A 17339-nucleotide genomic window follows, 5' to 3' on the forward strand; every position below is an offset into this window, starting at 1 on the left:
TTGTTATGCCGGACGGAAACTCTTGAGGTTCTGCTGAGGTTGTGCGACGGGTTTGGGTGCTTTGCTCCGGTGTCCGCATGGTGAGAACGCGCACTTCCGCCCCGGCGTCGGCTGCCTGGCGACGGTGCGGCGAGGCCGCGGGGAGGGTGCGATTGGCGCGGGATCGGCGGTGTGTGCGCGCTTCCGGTGCCCCTTTTGAATCCGTATTGCGTTCGCGTTACATAGCGTTAAGTTTTTCGAATCGGCAGACGGGGTAGGCGGGGAAAGGCGTCGCCCCGTCCGGCGAATGCCGAACGGGGCGTGTTGTGCGCGGGAAGGCTTTCCCGGGTACGGCTCAGGATTTCGGCGAATCGTCCTCGCCGATGTGGTGCACCCGGACCATGTTGGTGGCGCCGGGCACGCCGGGCGGCGAGCCGGCCGTGATCACCACGACGTCGCCCTTCTTGCAGCGGCCGGTGCGCAGCAGTTGCTCGTCCACCTGTTGGACCATTTCGTCGGTGGTCTGCACCATCGGGCCGAGGAAGGTCTCCACGCCCCAGGTGAGGTTGAGCTGGGAGCGGGTGGCCGGTTCCGGGGTGAAGGCCAGCGTCGGGATCGGCGAGCGGTAGCGGGACAGCCGGCGGGCGGTGTCGCCGGACTGGGTGAAGGCGACCAGGAAGCGGGCGCCGAGGAAGTCGCCCATCTCGGCGGCGGCGCGGGCCACGGCGCCGCCCTGGGTGCGGGGCTTGTTCCGCTCGGTGAGCGGCGGCAGGCCGGTGGCGAGCACCGCCTCCTCGGCGGCGGTCACGATCCGGGACATCGTCTTGACCGTCTCGATCGGGTACTTGCCGACGCTGGTCTCGCCGGAGAGCATGACGGCGTCGGTGCCGTCCATCACGGCGTTGGCGACGTCGCTGGCCTCGGCGCGGGTGGGCCGGGAGTTGTCGATCATCGAGTCGAGCATCTGGGTGGCGACGATGACCGGCTTGGCGTTGCGCTTGGCGAGCTTGATGGCCCGCTTCTGCACGATAGGCACGGCCTCCAGGGGCATTTCGACGCCGAGGTCGCCGCGGGCGACCATGATGCCGTCGAAGGCGTCGACGATGCCCTCGAGGGCGTCGACGGCCTGGGGCTTCTCGACCTTGGCGATCACCGGGACCCGGCGGCCCTCCTCCGCCATGATCCGCAGCACGTCCTCGACGTCCCGGCCGGTGCGGACGAAGGACAGCGCGATGATGTCGGCGCCGATCCGCAGGCCCCAGCGCAGGTCGCGGATGTCCTTGTCGGACAGGGCGGGCACGGAGACGGCGACCCCGGGGAGGTTGAGGCCCTTGTTGTCGGAGACCATGCCGCCCTCGATGACCATGGTGTGCACCCGCGGTCCCTCGACGTCGGTGACCTCCAGGGTGACCCGGCCGTCGTCCACCAGGATCCGCTCACCGCGTGCGACGTCGGCGGACAGGCCCTTGTACGTGGTGCCGCAGATCTGCTGGTCACCCTCGATGTCGTCCACCGTGATGGTGAACTCGTCACCGCGTTCGAGAAGTACAGGTCCTTCGGCGAAACGGCCGAGCCTGATCTTCGGACCCTGAAGGTCGACGAGAATGCCCACGCTGCGGCCGGTCTCGTCGGCGGCCTTGCGGACCCGTCGGTAGCGGTCCTCGTGCTCCGCGTACGCTCCATGGCTCAGATTCAGGCGGGCCACGTCCATTCCGGCCTCGACCAGTGCTTTGATCTGGTCGTAGGAGTCGGTGGCGGGGCCCAGTGTGCAGACAATTTTGGCTCGGCGCATGTGTCGAGCGTATGACCTACTCGTTGGTAGGGAACACGTTGACGGCAACAGCCCAACGACGGCTGAATTAACGGTTGTTGACAAGTGTTTAAGTGTGCACTCCCCCGCTCCGATGAGCGCTTCTGTCATTCCCGTGACCGCCCCGCGTCACTTACCGAGTACGTCACGCGGGCGACATCCGCCGGTTACGTGTGGGGGGTGTCGCCGGGTGGGGCGGCCGGGGCAGAATCTACGCGCGTTGTTCCCAAACGGGGGCCGACGGGATCGAGGAGACGAGATGGCGCTCAACCGCAGGGACTTCATCAACCGTTCGGCCGCGACGGGGGCCGGGGTGGCGCTCGCCGGCACCGCCGGCGCGGTCGTGGGCGCGAGCCCCGCGGAGGCCGCAGAGCAGCACGGCAAGGGTCACGGGCACGGGCACGGACACCCGAAGACGTTCAGCCTGCGGGTGCTGGGCACCACCGACCTGCACGGACACGCCCTGAACTGGGACTACTTCACCAACGCCGAGTACGACGACGCCACCCACAACGACGTCGGCCTCGCCAAGGTCGCCACTCTCGTGGAGCACGCGCGGGCCGAGAAGGGCCACGACCGTACGCTGCTGATCGACGCGGGCGACATCATCCAGGGCACCCAGCTGTCGTACTACTACGCGCGGGTCGAGCCGATCACCGGCGCCCGCAGGGGCCCGCGGCACCCGATGGCGCTGGCCATGAACCACATGAAGTACGACGCGGCGGCGCTCGGCAACCACGAGTTCAACTACGGCATCCCGCTGCTGCGCGCCTTCCAGGACCAGTGCGACTTCCCGCTGCTGGCGGCCAACGCGGTGGACGCCAAGACCCTCAAGCCCGCCTTCCCGCCCTACCTGGTCAAGGAGATCTGCGTCCGCGGCGCCCGCCCGGTCAAGGTCGGCATCCTCGGCCTGACCAACCCCGGCATCGCCATCTGGGACAAGGCCAACGTCCAGGGCAGGATGGCCTTCCCCGGCCTGGTCGAGCAGGCGAAGATCTATGTCCCGAAGCTGCGGGCGCTCGGCTGCGACGTGGTGATCTGCACCGACCACTCCGGCCTGGACGGCAGCACCTCCTACGGCGACGCGATCCCGTACCCGGAGAACGCCTCGTCGCTGGTGGCCCAGCAGGTGCCCGGCATCGACGCGATCCTGGTCGGCCACACCCACGTCGAGCGCCCGCAGACCCTCGTGGTCAACGAGGAGACCGGAAAGACCGTCGTGCTGTCCGAGCCGCTGATGTGGGGCATGCGGCTGAGCGTCTTCGACATCGACCTGGAGTTCGACCGCGGCCGCTGGCACGTCACCTCGGTCAAGGCCGAGGTGCGCAACGCCAACACCGTCGACGAGGACCCGGTCGTCGCCAAGCTCGTCCGCGACGAGCACAACAAGGTCGTGGCGTACGTCAACCAGGTCATCGGCACCTGCACCGCGCAGATGTCGGCGGCGGAGTCCACGTACAAGGACACCCCGATCATCGACTTCCTCAACCTGGTGCAGTCCGACACGGTGAAGGCGGCGCTGGCCGGCACCGCGTACGCCGATCTGCCGGTGCTGTCGGAGGCGTCGCCCTTCTCCAGGACCGCCGTCTTCCCCGCCGGGCCGCTGTCGCTGCGCGATGTGGCGGGCCTGTACGTCTACGAGAACACCCTGGACGCCAAGCTCCTCACCGGCGCCCAGGTCAAGGACTACCTGGAGTGGTCGGCGGGCTACTTCGTGCAGACCGCGCCGGACGCCCCGGTCGACGTCACGAAGATCACCAACGCCAACAACACCCCGGACTACAGCTACGACATCCTCAGCGGCGTCAGCTACGACATCGACATCGCGCAGCCGGCCGGCTCCCGCATCGTCAACCTGACGCACGCGGGCGCGCCCGTCGACCCGGCGGCGCAGTTCGTGCTCGCGGTCAACAACTACCGCTCCGGCGGCGGCAGCAACTACCCGCACGTGGCCACCGCCCAGTCGGTGTGGTCCAACTCCGACGAGATCCGCAACACGATCATCGCCTGGGTGCAGGCGCACGGCACCGTCGACCCGTCGACCTTCGGCGGCGACGAGTGGCGGCTCACCCGCGCCGGAGTGCCGCTGTTCTCGTAGGGACGTCACCGGCGGCGGCACCGTCGAGCCCGAAGGTGGTGAAGGCCGTCCTGGCCGGCAGCGGGAAGTGCTCCGCGCCGGTCAGGAGGCCGGTCAGGTCGTTGAGGATGACCGCCGAGCGCCAGGCGGCCAGGCCCAGGTCGGGCGCGCCGACGCCGTGGCTGTGCCGCTCGGCGTTCTGCACGTAGATCCGGCCGGTCACGGCCCGGTCCAGCTCCAGCCGGTGCCGCGCGTCGACCTTCGGGCGGTCCGCGGAGTCCCGCTTGAGATACGCGTCCAGCGGCGCGAGCAACTGGTCGAGCGGGCGCTCCCGGTAGCCGGTGGCCAGCACGACCGCGTCGGTCATCAGCCGGGTACGGGTGCCCTGTTCGACGTGTTCCAGGTGCAGTTCGATGCTCTGGGTGCCGATCCGGCCCGCGGTGCGCACGCTGACGCCGGGGGTGAGCACGGCGTCCGGCCAGCCGCCGTCCAGGGTGCGGCGGTACAGCTCGTCGTGGATCGCGGTGATCGTGGCGTCGTCGATGCCACGGTGCAGCTGCCACTGCTGCGGCACCAGCCGGTCCCGTACCGGTTCCGCGAGGCCGTGGAAGTAGCGCGAGTAGTCCGGTGTGAAGTGCTCAAGGCCCAGCCGGCTGTACTCCATGGGCGCGAAGGCGGGGGTGCGCGCCAGCCACGTCAGCCGCTCCCGGCCGGCCGGGCGGGACCGCAGCAGGTCGAGGAAGACCTCGGCGCCGGACTGGCCGGAGCCGACGACGGTGATGTGCTCGGCGCCCAGCAGCCGTTCGCGCTGCTTGACGTAGTCGGCGGAGTGCACGACCGGCACGGTCGGCGCCTCGGCCAGCGGGCGCAGCGGCTCCGGTACGTACGGCGCGGTGCCGATGCCGATCACCAGGTGCCGGGCGTAGGTGCGGCCGAGTGCCTCGGCCTCGCCGTGCTCGTCCAGATGGGTGTGGTCGACCTCGAACAGGCCGCGGCCCGGATTCCACCGCACCGCGTCGACCTGCTGCCCGAAGTGCGTACTGGGCAGCGCGTCGGCCGCCCACCGGCAGTAGGCGTCGTATTCGGCGCGGTGCACATGGAAGCGCTCGGCGAAGTAGAACGGGAAGAGCCGCTCGCGGGTCTTGAGCCAGTTCAGGAACGACCAGCGGCTCGCCGGGTCGGCGAGGGTCACCAGGTCGGCCAGGAACGGCACTTGGAGCGTCGCGCCGTCGATCAGCAGCCCGGGGTGCCACTGGAAGGAGGACCGCTGGTCGTAGAAGGCCGCCGTCAGGTCGGGCACACCGTCGGCGAGCGCGGCGAGCGAGAGGTTGAACGGGCCGATGCCGATGCCCAGCAGGTCGAAGGGCGCGGGCTGGTCGGCGGGCCTCGGCGGTTCGGCGGGTGCCTGCGCCTGCGCCGGTACGGAGACGGGTGCCGGTACGGGTGCGGGAGGGGTGACGGGCATGGGCGGGGGTACGGGTGCGGGTCGCGCTGTTCCTCGCGCCCCGTCCGGAGCGTCGTTGCTGGGGGTCATCGGGGGGTGGTGCCTTCCGTGGTGAAGGGGTGCGTGGGGTGCGGCAGTCGGGGCGGGCCCGGCTCGTCCGGTGCGGGCGCCGCCGCCACGAGGGCCACGAGTGCGTCGAGGTCGGCGGCGGTCAGCCGCGGATTGAGGAGGGTGGCCTTCAGCCACAGCCGGCCGCCGGCCCGCGCCCTGCCCAGGACGGCGCGGCCGTCGTACAGCAGCCGGCGGCGCAGCTCGGCGATGTCGTCGTCGGTGGCCTCGCGCGGCCGGAACAGCACCGTGCTGATCGTGGGGCGCGCGAACAGTTCCAGATCCGGGTGGCGGTCGATGCGTTCGGCCAGTGCGCCGGCCGCGTCGCAGACGGTGTCGACCAGCGCGCCCAGGCCCGTACGGCCCAGCGCCCGCAGGGTGACGGCGATCTTCAGCACGTCGGGGCGGCGGCTGGTGCGCAGCGAACGGCCCAGCAGATCGGGCAGGCCGGCCTCGGTGTCGTCGGCCGCGTTCAGATAGTCGGCGCGGTGGCCGAGCGGGTCGAGCGCGGCGCCGTCGGGGACGGCCAGCAGGCCGGCGGCGACCGGCTGCCAGCCCAGTTTGTGCAGGTCGAGGGTGACGGAGTGGGCCGCGTCCAGGCCGGCGAGCTTGGCCGTCTCCCGGTCGCTGAACAGCAGCGGGCCGCCGTAGGCGGCGTCCACGTGCAGTTCGGCGGCGTGCCGGGCGGCGCACTCGGCGAGTGCGGGCAGCGGGTCGATCGCGCCGCTGTCCGTACTGCCCGCGGTCGCCACCAGCAGCGTGTGCGGTGCGAGTCCGTGGAGTACGCGGTCCACGGCGGCCGGGTCCAGCACGCCGGAGGGGGTGGCCACCACCACCGGGCGCGGAAGGCCGAGCAGCCAGGCGGCGCGCCGCACACCGTGGTGGGCGTTCGCCCCGCACACCACCTGTACGGGGCGGCGGCCCGCCCGGGCCGCGCGTTCCCTCGCCAGGAGCAGCGCCATCTGGTTGGACTCGGTGCCGCCCGTCGTCACCAGGGCTTGCGGGGCGTGCGCCGCCGGGTACACCAGGGCGGCCAGCGCCTCGGTGACGTGCGTCTCCAAGGCGGTGGCCGCCGGGGCCTGGTCCCACGAGTCCAGGGAGGGGTTCAGCGCGGACGCGGCGAGATCGGCCGCCGCCGCGACCGCCAGGGGCGGGCAGTGCAGGTGGGCCACGCAGTGCGGGTCCGCCGGGTCGGCGGCGCCCGCCGCCATTTCGCGCACCAGGGTGCGCAGTGCTTCCTCGGCGCCCGTGCCCTCGTCCGGCAGGGCCGGGCCCGTCGCCGCTGTCAGGCGTGCCGCCACCGCTTGCGGGCCGCCGTCCGGCAGGGGGCCGCCGCGGGTTGCCGCGCCCTCCGCCAGGGCGGCGCACACCGTCTGCGCCAACGCCGCCAATTCCCGCGCTCCTTGGGCGCCTCCCGCCAACCCTGGCTTCCCCATGTTCCGCCGCCGCCTGTCCTCGCCCGACCCTCTCTCCCTCAACGACGCGGCCCCGCCCCGGGTATCGCCCCCGGGCCGGGCAGGTCCCACCCGCACGCGCGGGCAACGTTCACCCTCAAGCGGCTGTGGGCGCCCGACGCCTTGAGGGGCACGACCCCTGTCCCCGCCCCCCTGCGGAAGTGGGTGCCCCTCCAGGGGCGCGAGGACGCGGCGCGGCGCCGGCGGAAGTGGGTGCCCGATAGGGGCGCGGGGAACTGCGCGCCCAGCCGTAGCGCGCCTTCAGGCGAAAAACCGCCCTCAGCGGGGCAGACGCTGTTGTTTTGCGACCACCGGCCGGTGGGGGCGGGCCGCGCAGTTCCCCGCGCCCCTAAAAGACCTCGCTCGCCGTCAGGCGAGAAGGCACCGCACTCCGCAGGAGACATCACGCACCCCCGACAAGGGATCACGCACCGCCCTCCGCAGGAGATCAGGCACCGTTCTCCGCGGGGGCGAGGTTCCTTATGCGCGCGGCACGCGACAGGTCGTCGAGGCGGTCCGTGAGCACGCGCGCAAAGGCAGGGGTGAGCCCCGGGTCGGCGAGGGTGGCGCGGCCCGCGGCGAGGGAGGCGGGGGTGACGGCGGTGGCCGGGAAGGCGTGCCGCCCGACGGCGTCGGCGATGGCGGCACCGCGCCGAGCGGTGAGCGCCACGGCGTCGGGGTAGAAGCGCGCCACGAAGGGTTCGAGGAGATCCGCCTGCTCGGGGTGCCAGAACCCCTGCGCGGTGGCCGCGAAAAGGTAGTTGGAGAGCGTGTCGTCGTGGAACATCGACTGCCACGCCGCTTCCTTGGCGCCCGCGTCCGGCAGCGCGGCCCGGCACCGGGCGGCCCCTTCCCGCCCGGTCCCGCTGGGATCCCGCTCCAGCTCCGCGTCGATGTCCGCGGCCGTGGCCGCGCCGAGCACGGTGAGCCGGAGCAGCGCCCGCCAGCGCAGCTCGGGATCGAGATCGGCGGCACCCGGGATCTTGCCGTCGTCGTACCAGCCGCGCAGCACGGCCGCCTCGCCCGCGGTGACGGCGGAGTCGATGAGGGCGCGGGTGGCGGCGAGCCTGACGCCGGGCCCGCCGTCGGCGAGCAGGGCGCGGCTGGTGGCGGCGATCCGCCCGAGCGCGTCCGGCCGCAGCGCCGGGTCGAGGTAGCGGTCGGCGACCAGCGTACGGCCGAAGGTGAGCACGGACTCGACGATCGCGGGGTCGGTCTCGGCGGGCAACTGGCTTGCCGCCAGGGCGAGATAGGCGCGCGGCTCGATCTTGGCGTCGCGTACCAGATCGCGGGCGGCGCACCAGGTGACGGCCCGGCTGACCGGGTCGGGCAGCCCGCTGAGGGTCTCCTCCAGCGTCGCCCAGGAGCGCTCGTCGAAGCGGATCTTGACGAAGGTGAGGTCGCCGTCGTTGAGCAGGACGACATCGGGCCGGGTGCCGGGCAGGTCGTGGGTGGTGACGGTCGCGGTCGCCTCGATGTCGACGGTGACGCGTTCGCGGGCCACGAGCCGGGACGGGTCGTCGGCGGCCCGGTCGTACAGTCCGACCTCGATGCGGTGCGGGCGCTTGCCGTCGTGGCCGATCTCCAGCCGCCAGGTGTCGTCGGAGACGGCCGTGGCGGTGGGCGTGAGGGTGTCGACGCCGGTGGTGCGCAGCCAGGCGGCGGCCCAGCCGGGCACGTCGCGGTCGGTGGCGCCGGCGAGCGAGTCGATGAAGTCGGCGAGGGTGGCGTTGCCGAAGCGGTGCCGCCTGAAGTGTTCGTTGATGCCGGCGAGGAAGTCCTCCCGGCCGAGCCAGGCGACGAGTTGGCGCAGCGCGGAGGCGCCCTTGGCGTAGGAGATGCCGTCGAAGTTGTTGAGCGCGGAGGCGGTGTCGGGGACGGCCTCGGGGTCGGGGGCGACGGGGTGGGTGGACGGCCGCTGGTCGGCGTCGGTGCCCCACGCCTTGCGGGAGACCGCGAAGTCGGTCCAGGTGCCGGTGAAGTCGGTGGCCTCGGACAGGACTTGGAAGCCCATGTACTCGGCGAAGGACTCGTTGAGCCAGATGTCGTCCCACCAGCGCAGCGTGACGAGGTCACCGAACCACATGTGCGCCATCTCGTGCGCGACGACGATCGCCCGGAACTGCGCCTCGGTGGGCGTGAACGCCGACCGGAAGACGTACTCGTCGCGGAAGGTGACCAGGCCCGGGTTCTCCATCGCGCCCGCGTTGAACTCCGGGACGAACGCCTGGTCGTAGGAGTCGAAGGGGTACGGCTCGGTGAACAGCTCGTGGTAGCGGTCGAAGCAGCGCCGGGTGATGTCGAACAGCTCCTCGGCGTCCCGGTCCAGGTGCGGGGCGAGCGAGCGGCGGCAGTGCAGGCCGAAGGGCAGCCCGGCGTGCTCGGTGCGCACCGAGTGCCAGGGGCCGGCGGCGACGGCGAGCAGATACGTGGAGATCAGCGGGGTCGGCGCGAGCTGCCAACGGCCGGGCCCGGTACGGGTGGTGACGGTGTTGCCGAGCACCGTCCACGCCTCGGGCGCGGTGACCGTCACCTCGAAGACGGCCTTCAGGTCGGGCTGGTCGAAGGCGGCGGCGACGCGCTGCACGTCCTCCATGAACAGCTGGGTGTAGACGTACGCCTCGCCGTCGGCGGGGTCGGTGAAGCGGTGCATGCCCTCGCCGGTGTGCGAGTAGTGCATGTCGGCCTCGACCCGCAGCTCGTGGTCGCCCGCGGCCAGACCGGTCAGCGGCAGCCGGTTCCCGTCCAGCGTCGCCGGGTCCAGCGCGACCCCGTCGAGCAGCACCCGGTGCAGCACGGCGGGCTTCACCTCGGCGAAGGTGTCACAGGCGCGGTCGGCGGTGAACTCGATCACCGACACCGACCCGAACACCTCCTCCCCCCTGGTGAGGTCGAGGTCGATCGCATAACGGCGAACGGTCAGATCACTGGCGCGGGTCTCGGCCTCGGCGCGGGTCAGAGCAGGCATGTCGCACATGCTGCCGCACCCCGCCGCCCCCGTCACCGGATTCGTTCACCGAATTCGCTCAGAGCGTGTCCGCTCAGCGGGACACCCGCGGGTGAGGGCCCCGTGGGGACGGCGACAACGGCGTGGAGCGACGCGTAGGCTCGGGACGTACGGGGAGGTGGGCATGGTCGAGCGGGCGGATACGGGCACTTCTCCGGCGGCCGGGGGCGGGGCCATCGTGCACGGGTTCCCGCATCTGGGGACGGTGCGGGCCGCGCTGACCGCGCTGTACCGGCGGCTGTCGGGGGACGGGGTGGACCGGTTCGCCGCCAGTGTCCATCCGGAGCTGGTGGACTTTCCCGCGGACGAGGACCTCTATCTGGGGGCGCAGCGGGTGGCCCGGGTGATGGTGCAGCACTTCCGGCTGCCGGACGCCCGGATGGTGGTGAGCTTCCGGGACATGGTGCACGCCGGGAACGTGGAGCTGGCCGCGGGTCCCGAGTACTTCATCGAGCTGCACTCGCGGTTCAGGACCGACCGGCGGGACGTGGGCGCGGCCCTCGCGCACGAGGTGATGCACGTCTATCTGCACCGCCTCGGTCTGGAATTCGCCGGGACGCGGGACAACGAGATTCTCACCGACACGGCGACCGCGTATCTGGGGGCCGGCTGGCTGCTGCTGGACGCCTACCGCGAGGAGGCCGCGATCCGCGGTGAGCGGCTGATGATGTCGGCGTACAAGCTGGGCTATCTCACGCCGGAGGAGTTCGGTTATGTGCTGGCCAAGCGGGCGCGGGCCTTCGGCGACGACATCGAGCCGTGGTTCCGCAGCGCGCAGGCCCGCGACGCCTACCGGGCCGGGCTGGCCCGGGCCGGCCAGGACCTGAAGGTCGCTCCGCTGGCCGCCGCGGGCTGGGCGGCCCGCCGCCGTTACGCCCGGGACCGCCGTTCCCTGACCTCGGGACCCGACTACTCCTTCGAGACCGCCGCCACGGGTCTGCGCGTCTCCTTCCCGTGCCCCACCTGCTTCCAGCGCATCCGCGTCCCGTCCCGGGGCCGGCTGCGGGCCCGCTGCACGCTGTGCAGGACCGAGCTGGACGTCGACACCTAGGGCGTGTCTTGTGGATCTTGCCCGAAGGCCGCCGCAATGGGCGCAGCGCCCGCCTCCTTGGTCGGGGAGTGGCGGGCGCTGCGGTGTTGCGCGTTCCGCACGCCGTTGTGCGGGACGAGTGGGACAGCTCGAAGCAGCCGGGATCAGCCGCGATCTGCCGGCCCGGGTCAGACGGCCAGCGGCCGGTCGGTCGGGCGGATCGGGGCCGGGAGCGCGGAGGCGACCCCGGTGAGGTAGGTGTCGACGGCCCGCGCGGCCGAGCGCCCTTCGGCGATCGCCCACACGATGAGCGACTGGCCGCGCCCGGCGTCACCGGCGACGAAGACACCGTCGACATTGGTCGCGTAGTCGGCGTCGCGCGCGATGTTGCCGCGCGCGTCCAGGGCGAGGCCCAGCTGCTCGACCAGGCCGTTGGACTGGTCGGTGCCGGTGAAGCCCATCGCGAGGGTGACCAGCTCGGCCGGGATGACCCGCTCGGTGCCCTCCTGCGGGACGAACTTCCCGTCCTGGAAGACCACCTCGACCAGGTGCAGCTCCTTGACGTTGCCCTCGGCGTCACCGGTGAAGCGCACGGTGTTGACGGCGTAGACCCGCTCGCCGCCCTCCTCGTGCGCGGACGTCACCTTGTAGACGGCCGGCATCGTCGGCCACGGCTGGTGGCCCGGCCGCTCGTCGGACGGCCGCGGCATGATCTCCAGCTGGGTGACGGAGGCCGCGCCCTGCCGGTGGGCGGTGCCGACGCAGTCCGCGCCGGTGTCGCCGCCGCCGATGACGACGACGTGCTTGCCCTCGGCGGTGATCGGCGGCGCGACGAAGTCGCCCTCCTGCACCTTGTTGGCCAGCGGCAGGTACTCCATGGCGAAGTGGATGCCGTTCAGCTCCCGGCCCTCGACGGGCAGGTCGCGCGAGACGGTCGCGCCGGCCGTGACGACCACCGCGTCGTACCGCTTGGCGAGCTTGGCCGCGTCCAGGTCGGTGCCGATCTGCACACCGGTGCGGAATTTGGTGCCCTCGGCGCGCATCTGCTCGATGCGCCGGTTGATGTGCCGCTTCTCCATCTTGAACTCGGGGATGCCGTACCGCAGCAGTCCGCCGATCCGGTCGGCGCGCTCGTAGACCGCGACGGTGTGCCCGGCCCGGGTGAGCTGCTGGGCGGCGGCCAGGCCGGCCGGGCCGGAGCCGATGACGGCGACGGTCTTGCCGGACAGCCGCTCCGGCGGCTGCGGGGTCACGTCGCCGTTGTCCCACGCCTTGTCGACGATGGTGACCTCGACGTTCTTGATGGTGACGGGGGGCTGGTTGATGCCGAGCACGCACGCGGACTCGCACGGCGCCGGGCACAGCCGCCCGGTGAACTCCGGGAAGTTGTTGGTGGCGTGCAGCCGCTCGCTGGCCTCGGTCCAGTCCTCGCGGTAGGCGTAGTCGTTCCACTCGGGGATCAGATTCCCCAGCGGACAGCCGTTGTGGCAGAACGGGATGCCGCAGTCCATGCAGCGGCCGGCCTGCTTGGTGATGATCGGCAGCAGGCCGCCGGGGACGTAGACCTCGTTCCAGTCCTGCTTGCGCTCCTCGACCGGGCGGGTCGGCGCGGTCTCCCGCGGGGTGGTGAGGAAGCCCTTGGGGTCAGCCATTTGCCGCCTCCATCATCTTCGCGGTGGTCTCGGACTCGGAGAGTCCGGCCTGCTCGGCGGCGTTCTTGGCGGCGAGCACTGCCTTGTAGTCCCTCGGCATGACCTTGCCGAAGCGGGTGAGGGCGCCGCCCCAGTCGGCGAGCAGCCGCTCGGCGACGGTGGAGCCGGTCTCCTCGAAGTGGCGGCGCACCACATCGTGCAGCCACGTGATGTCGCCGGCGTCCAGCGCCTCGATGCCGACCATGCCGAAGTTGACGGCGCCCGGGTCGAGGTCGAGGACGTAGGCGATGCCGCCGGACATGCCGGCCGCGAAATTCCGTCCGGTGGCGCCGAGCACGACGGCCCGGCCGCCGGTCATGTACTCGCAGCCGTGGTCGCCGACGCCCTCGGAGACGACGGTGGCGCCGGAGTTGCGGACGCAGAAGCGCTCGCCGGTACGGCCGCGCAGGAACAGCTCGCCGCCGGTGGCGCCGTAGGCGATGGTGTTGCCGGCGATCGTGGAGTATTCGGCGAGGTGGTCGGCGCCGCGGTCCGGGCGGACCACGATCCGGCCGCCGGACAGGCCCTTGCCGACGTAGTCGTTGGCATCGCCCTCCAGCCGCAGCGTGATGCCCTTGGGCAGGAACGCGCCGAAGGACTGGCCGGCGGAGCCGGTGAAGGTGACGTCGATGGTGTCGTCGGGCAGGCCCGCGCCGCCGTACTTCTTGGTCACCTCGTGGCCGAGCATGGTGCCGACCGTGCGGTTGACGTTGCGGATCTCGACCTGGGCGCGGACCGGCGCACCGGTCTCCAGCGCCTCGGCGGCGAGCCGGATCAGCTCGTTGTCCAGGGCGCGGTCCAGGCCGTGGTCCTGCGAGGTGGTGCGGCGCAGGGCCGCGCCCTCGGGCAGTTCCGGCACGTACAGCAGCGGGGCCAGGTCCAGGCCCTGCGCCTTCCAGTGCTCGATGGCGTGGTCGGCGTCGATCAGCTCGGCGTGGCCGACGGCCTCGTCGATGGAGCGGAAGCCCAGCTCGGCGAGGATCTCGCGGACCTCCTCGGCGATGAACTCGAAGAAGTTGACGACGAATTCGGGCTTGCCGCTGAAGCGGTCGCGCAGCGCCGGGTTCTGGGTGGCGACGCCGACCGGGCAGGTGTCGAGGTGGCAGACCCGCATCATGACGCAGCCGGAGACCACCAGCGGCGCGGTCGCGAAGCCGAATTCCTCGGCGCCGAGCAGCGCGGCGATGACCACGTCGCGGCCGGTCTTGAGCTGGCCGTCGGTCTGCACGACGATACGGTCGCGCAGCCCGTTGAGCAGCAGCGTCTGCTGCGTCTCGGCCAGGCCCAGCTCCCAGGGGCCGCCCGCGTGCTTGAGCGAGGTGAGCGGCGAGGCGCCCGTACCGCCGTCGTGTCCGGAGATCAGGACGACGTCGGCGTGCGCCTTGGACACACCGGCGGCGACGGTGCCGACGCCGACCTCGGAGACCAGCTTGACGTGCACCCGCGCCCTGGGGTTGGCGTTCTTCAGGTCGTGGATGAGCTGGGCGAGGTCCTCGATGGAGTAGATGTCGTGGTGCGGCGGCGGCGAGATCAGGCCGACGCCGGCGGTGGAGTGCCGGGTGCCGGCGATCCACGGGTAGACCTTGTGGCCGGGCAGCTGGCCGCCCTCGCCGGGCTTGGCGCCCTGGGCCATCTTGATCTGGATGTCGTCGGCGTTGACCAGGTACTCGGAGGTGACGCCGAAGCGGCCGGAGGCGACCTGCTTGATGGCGCTGCGCCGGGCCGGGTCGTACAGCCGCTCCGGGTCCTCGCCGCCCTCGCCGGTGTTGGACTTGCCGCCGAGCTGGTTCATGGCGATGGCGAGCGTCTCGTGCGCCTCGCGGGAGATCGAGCCGTACGACATGGCGCCGGTGGAGAACCGCTTGACGATCTCGGAGACCGGTTCGACCTCGTCGATCGGGACCGGGCCGCGGTCGTTCTTCAGCCCGAACAGGCCGCGCAGCGTCATCAGCCGCTCGGACTGCTCGTTCACCCGCTGGGTGTACTGCTTGAAGATGTCGTAGCGCCGGGTGCGGGTGGCGTGCTGGAGCCGGAAGACGGTGTCCGGGTCGAACAGGTGCGGTTCGCCCTCGCGGCGCCACTGGTACTCGCCGCCGATGTCGAGCCTGCGGTGCGCGGCGGGGATGCCGGACAGCGGATAGGCCCTGGCGTGCCGGGCGGCGACCTCCTGGGCGACGACGTCGATGCCGGCGCCGCCGATCTTGGTGTCGGTGCCGTGGAAGTAGGTGTCGACGAAGTCGGCCTCCAGGCCGATCGCCTCGAAGACCTGCGCGCCGCGGTAGGAGGCGACGGTGGAGATGCCCATCTTGGACATCACCTTCAGGACGCCCTTGCCGAGCGCCTTGATCAGGTTCTTCAGCGCGGTCTCGACCTCGATGCCGGGCAGGAAGGTGCCGGCCCTGACCAGGTCCTCGACGGACTCCATGGCCAGGTAGGGGTTGACGGCGGCGGCGCCGTAGCCGATGAGCAGCGCCACGTGGTGCACCTCGCGCACATCGCCGGCCTCGACGAGGACGCCGACCTGGGTGCGCTGCTTGGTGCGGATCAGGTGGTGGTGCACGGCGGAGGTGAGCAGCAGCGACGGGATCGGCGCGTGCTCGGCGTCCGAGTGCCGGTCGGAGAGCACGATCAGCCGGGCGCCGTCCTCTATGGCGGCGTCGGCCTCGGCGCAGATCTCGGCGAGCCGGGCGGCGAGCGCGGTGCCGCCGCCGGTGACCCGGTAGAGGCCGGAGAGCGTCGCGGCCTTCAGGCCGGGCATGTCGCCGTCGGCGTTGACGTGGATCAGCTTGGCCAGCTCGTCGTTGTCGATCACCGGGAAGGGCAGGGTGATGTTGCGACAGGAGGCCGGGCTGGGCTCCAGCAGGTTGCCGGACGGGCCGATGGTGGAGATCAGCGAGGTGACGAGTTCCTCGCGGATGGCGTCCAGCGGCGGGTTGGTGACCTGCGCGAAGAGCTGGGTGAAGTAGTCGAAGAGCAGCCGGGGCCGCTCGGAGAGCGCGGCGATCGGCGAGTCGGTGCCCATCGAGCCGAGCGGTTCGCCGCCGGTGCGGGCCATCGGCGCGAGGATGACGCGCAGCTCTTCCTCGGTGTAGCCGAAGGTCTGCTGGCGGCGGGTGACCGAGGCGTGGGTGTGCACGATGTGCTCGCGCTCGGGCAGGTCGTTGAGGTTGATCAGACCGGCTTCCAGCCAGTCCGCGTACGGGTTCTCGGCGGCGATGCCGGCCTTGATCTCGTCGTCCTCGACGATCCGGTGCGAGACGGTGTCGACCAGGAACATCCGGCCGGGCTGGAGGCGGCCCTTGCGGACCACCTTGCCGGGGTCGATGTCGTGCAGCACGCCGGACTCGGAGGCGAGCACGACCAGGCCGTCGTCGGTGACCCAATAGCGGCCGGGGCGCAGTCCGTTGCGGTCCAGGACCGCGCCGACGACGGAGCCGTCGGTGAAGGTGACGCAGGCCGGGCCGTCCCAGGGCTCCATCAGCGTGGAGTGGTACTGGTAGAAGGCGCGGCGCGCGGTGTCCATCGCCTCGTGGTTCTCCCACGCCTCGGGGATCATCATCAGCACGGAGTGCGGCAGCGACCGGCCGCCGAGGTGCAGCAGTTCCAGCACCTCGTCGAAGGACGCGGTGTCGGAGGCGCCGGGCGTACAGATCGGGAAGATCCGCTCCAGGTCCGCGTTGGCTCCGGAGCCCGCCGGGCCGAACAGGTCGCTGGCCAGCTGCGACTCGCGGGCCCGCATCCAGTTGCGGTTGCCCTTGACCGTGTTGATCTCGCCGTTGTGCGCGACGAAGCGGTACGGGTGGGCCAGCGGCCAGCTCGGGAAGGTGTTGGTGGAGAAGCGGGAGTGGACCAGCGCGATGGCGGTGGCGAACCGCGGGTCGGACAGGTCGGGGAAGAAGGGTTCGAGCTGGCCGGTGGTCAGCATGCCCTTGTAGACGACGGTGCGCGCGGACAGCGACGGGAAGTACACGTCGGCCTCGCGCTCGGCGCGCTTGCGCAGCACGAAGGCGGGCCGGTCCAGGTCGAGGCCGGCGGCGTTCCCCGCGGTGTCGGCGACGAAGAGCTGGGAGAAGTACGGCATGGTCGAGCGGGCGGTGGCGCCCAGCAGCTCGGGGGCGACCGGGACCTCGCGCCAGCCGAGGACGGTCAGGCCCTCCTCGACGGCGATCCGCTCGATCGCGTCGACGGCCTTGGCGCGGTCCTCGTGCTCGACCGGCAGGAAGGCGAGGCCGACCGCGTAGTGGCCGGGCTCGGGGAGCGCGAAGCCGGCGGCCTCGCGCAGGAAGGCGTCCGGGATCTGGAGGAGGATGCCCGCGCCGTCGCCCGAGTCGGGCTCGGCGCCGGTGGCACCGCGGTGCTCCAGATTGCGCAGAACGGTCAGCGCCTGATCCACGAGCGCGTGGCTCGCCTCGCCGGTGAGGGTGGCCACGAAACCGACGCCGCAGGCATCGTGCTCGTTGCGGGGGTCGTACATCCCCTGCGGGGCGGGGCGCCCGTCCATGAACGCGGAACGCGAACGCATGGCTCTCCCGTCGTCGTCTTTGGCTTGTATGCATCGCCTGTCATAGGCATGCGCAACAGGGACGACGTTGGCCCTCTGCGATTTCGTGCAGGTTACATGATGGCCGAGTGTTCGAGAAGCGGTCACTCAGTTCCAGCATGTGGACGTGATGGGGGGTGGAACGATCAATTCGGGCCATCGCCGTGTCGGAGGTCGTCCGGCTGGGTCCAGCGCGCTA

At 71.6% G+C, this 17339-nt stretch carries 8 protein-coding genes; 2 read left to right on the top strand and 6 right to left on the bottom strand.

Annotation, left to right across the window (positions count from 1 at the left end):
• Positions 1–334: 334 nt before the first annotated feature.
• Positions 335–1771 (bottom strand): pyruvate kinase, encoded by a 1437-nt coding sequence (gene pyk / locus BM076_RS17385; RefSeq protein WP_093714473.1) that lies wholly within the window; start codon positions 1769–1771, stop codon positions 335–337.
• 277 nt (positions 1772–2048) lie between these two features.
• Between pyk and BM076_RS17390 the strand changes: the two genes are divergently transcribed.
• Positions 2049–3887 (top strand): bifunctional metallophosphatase/5'-nucleotidase, encoded by a 1839-nt coding sequence (locus BM076_RS17390; RefSeq protein WP_093714474.1) that lies wholly within the window; start codon positions 2049–2051, stop codon positions 3885–3887.
• Here BM076_RS17390 and BM076_RS17395 read toward each other — a convergent pair.
• From BM076_RS17395 to pepN, 3 genes are all read right to left on the bottom strand, one after another.
• Positions 3856–5331 (bottom strand): lysine N(6)-hydroxylase/L-ornithine N(5)-oxygenase family protein, encoded by a 1476-nt coding sequence (locus BM076_RS17395; RefSeq protein WP_093714475.1) that lies wholly within the window; start codon positions 5329–5331, stop codon positions 3856–3858. The two genes, BM076_RS17390 and BM076_RS17395, sit on opposite strands and share 32 nt — an antisense overlap.
• Positions 5332–5396: 65 nt before the next feature.
• A complete protein-coding gene (locus tag BM076_RS17400) occupies positions 5397–6854 on the bottom strand; it encodes a pyridoxal phosphate-dependent decarboxylase family protein (protein WP_093714476.1) in 1458 nt (485 codons plus the stop codon).
• Positions 6855–7320: 466 nt separating this feature from the next.
• On the bottom strand, positions 7321–9840 hold the full coding sequence (pepN, locus tag BM076_RS17405; protein ID WP_093714589.1) for an aminopeptidase N: 2520 nt from the start codon (positions 9838–9840) through the stop codon (positions 7321–7323).
• A gap of 163 nt (positions 9841–10003) precedes the next feature.
• Between pepN and BM076_RS17410 the strand changes: the two genes are divergently transcribed.
• Complete coding sequence (locus tag BM076_RS17410; protein WP_093714477.1) at positions 10004–10930, top strand: hypothetical protein; 927 nt, start codon at positions 10004–10006, stop codon at positions 10928–10930.
• Between the two features lie 167 nt (positions 10931–11097).
• Here the strand turns inward: BM076_RS17410 and BM076_RS17415 are convergent, their stop codons facing one another.
• A complete protein-coding gene (locus BM076_RS17415) occupies positions 11098–12561 on the bottom strand; it encodes a glutamate synthase subunit beta (RefSeq protein ID WP_093714478.1) in 1464 nt (487 codons plus the stop codon).
• Complete coding sequence (gene gltB, locus BM076_RS17420; RefSeq protein WP_245796117.1) at positions 12554–17122, bottom strand: glutamate synthase large subunit; 4569 nt, start codon at positions 17120–17122, stop codon at positions 12554–12556. Before gltB ends, BM076_RS17415 begins: the two co-directional genes overlap by 8 nt.
• Between the last annotated feature and the right edge of the window lie 217 nt (positions 17123–17339).

This window comes from Actinacidiphila alni (assembly GCF_900112845.1).
GTDB classification, from domain to species: domain Bacteria; phylum Actinomycetota; class Actinomycetes; order Streptomycetales; family Streptomycetaceae; genus Actinacidiphila; species Actinacidiphila alni.

Excerpts from the sequence above, each read along its gene's own strand:
- BM076_RS17390 (WP_093714474.1), top strand. The coding sequence starts at position 2,049 with ATGGCGCTCAACCGCAGGGACTTCATCAACCGTTCGGCCGCGACGGGG.
- BM076_RS17410 (WP_093714477.1), top strand. The coding sequence starts at position 10,004 with ATGGTCGAGCGGGCGGATACGGGCACTTCTCCGGCGGCCGGGGGCGGG.
- pepN (WP_093714589.1), bottom strand. The coding sequence starts at position 9,840 with ATGCCTGCTCTGACCCGCGCCGAGGCCGAGACCCGCGCCAGTGATCTG.
- pyk (WP_093714473.1), bottom strand. The coding sequence starts at position 1,771 with ATGCGCCGAGCCAAAATTGTCTGCACACTGGGCCCCGCCACCGACTCC.
- BM076_RS17395 (WP_093714475.1), bottom strand. The coding sequence starts at position 5,331 with ATGCCCGTCACCCCTCCCGCACCCGTACCGGCACCCGTCTCCGTACCG.
- gltB (WP_245796117.1), bottom strand. The coding sequence starts at position 17,122 with ATGCGTTCGCGTTCCGCGTTCATGGACGGGCGCCCCGCCCCGCAGGGG.
- BM076_RS17415 (WP_093714478.1), bottom strand. The coding sequence starts at position 12,561 with ATGGCTGACCCCAAGGGCTTCCTCACCACCCCGCGGGAGACCGCGCCG.
- BM076_RS17400 (WP_093714476.1), bottom strand. The coding sequence starts at position 6,854 with ATGGGGAAGCCAGGGTTGGCGGGAGGCGCCCAAGGAGCGCGGGAATTG.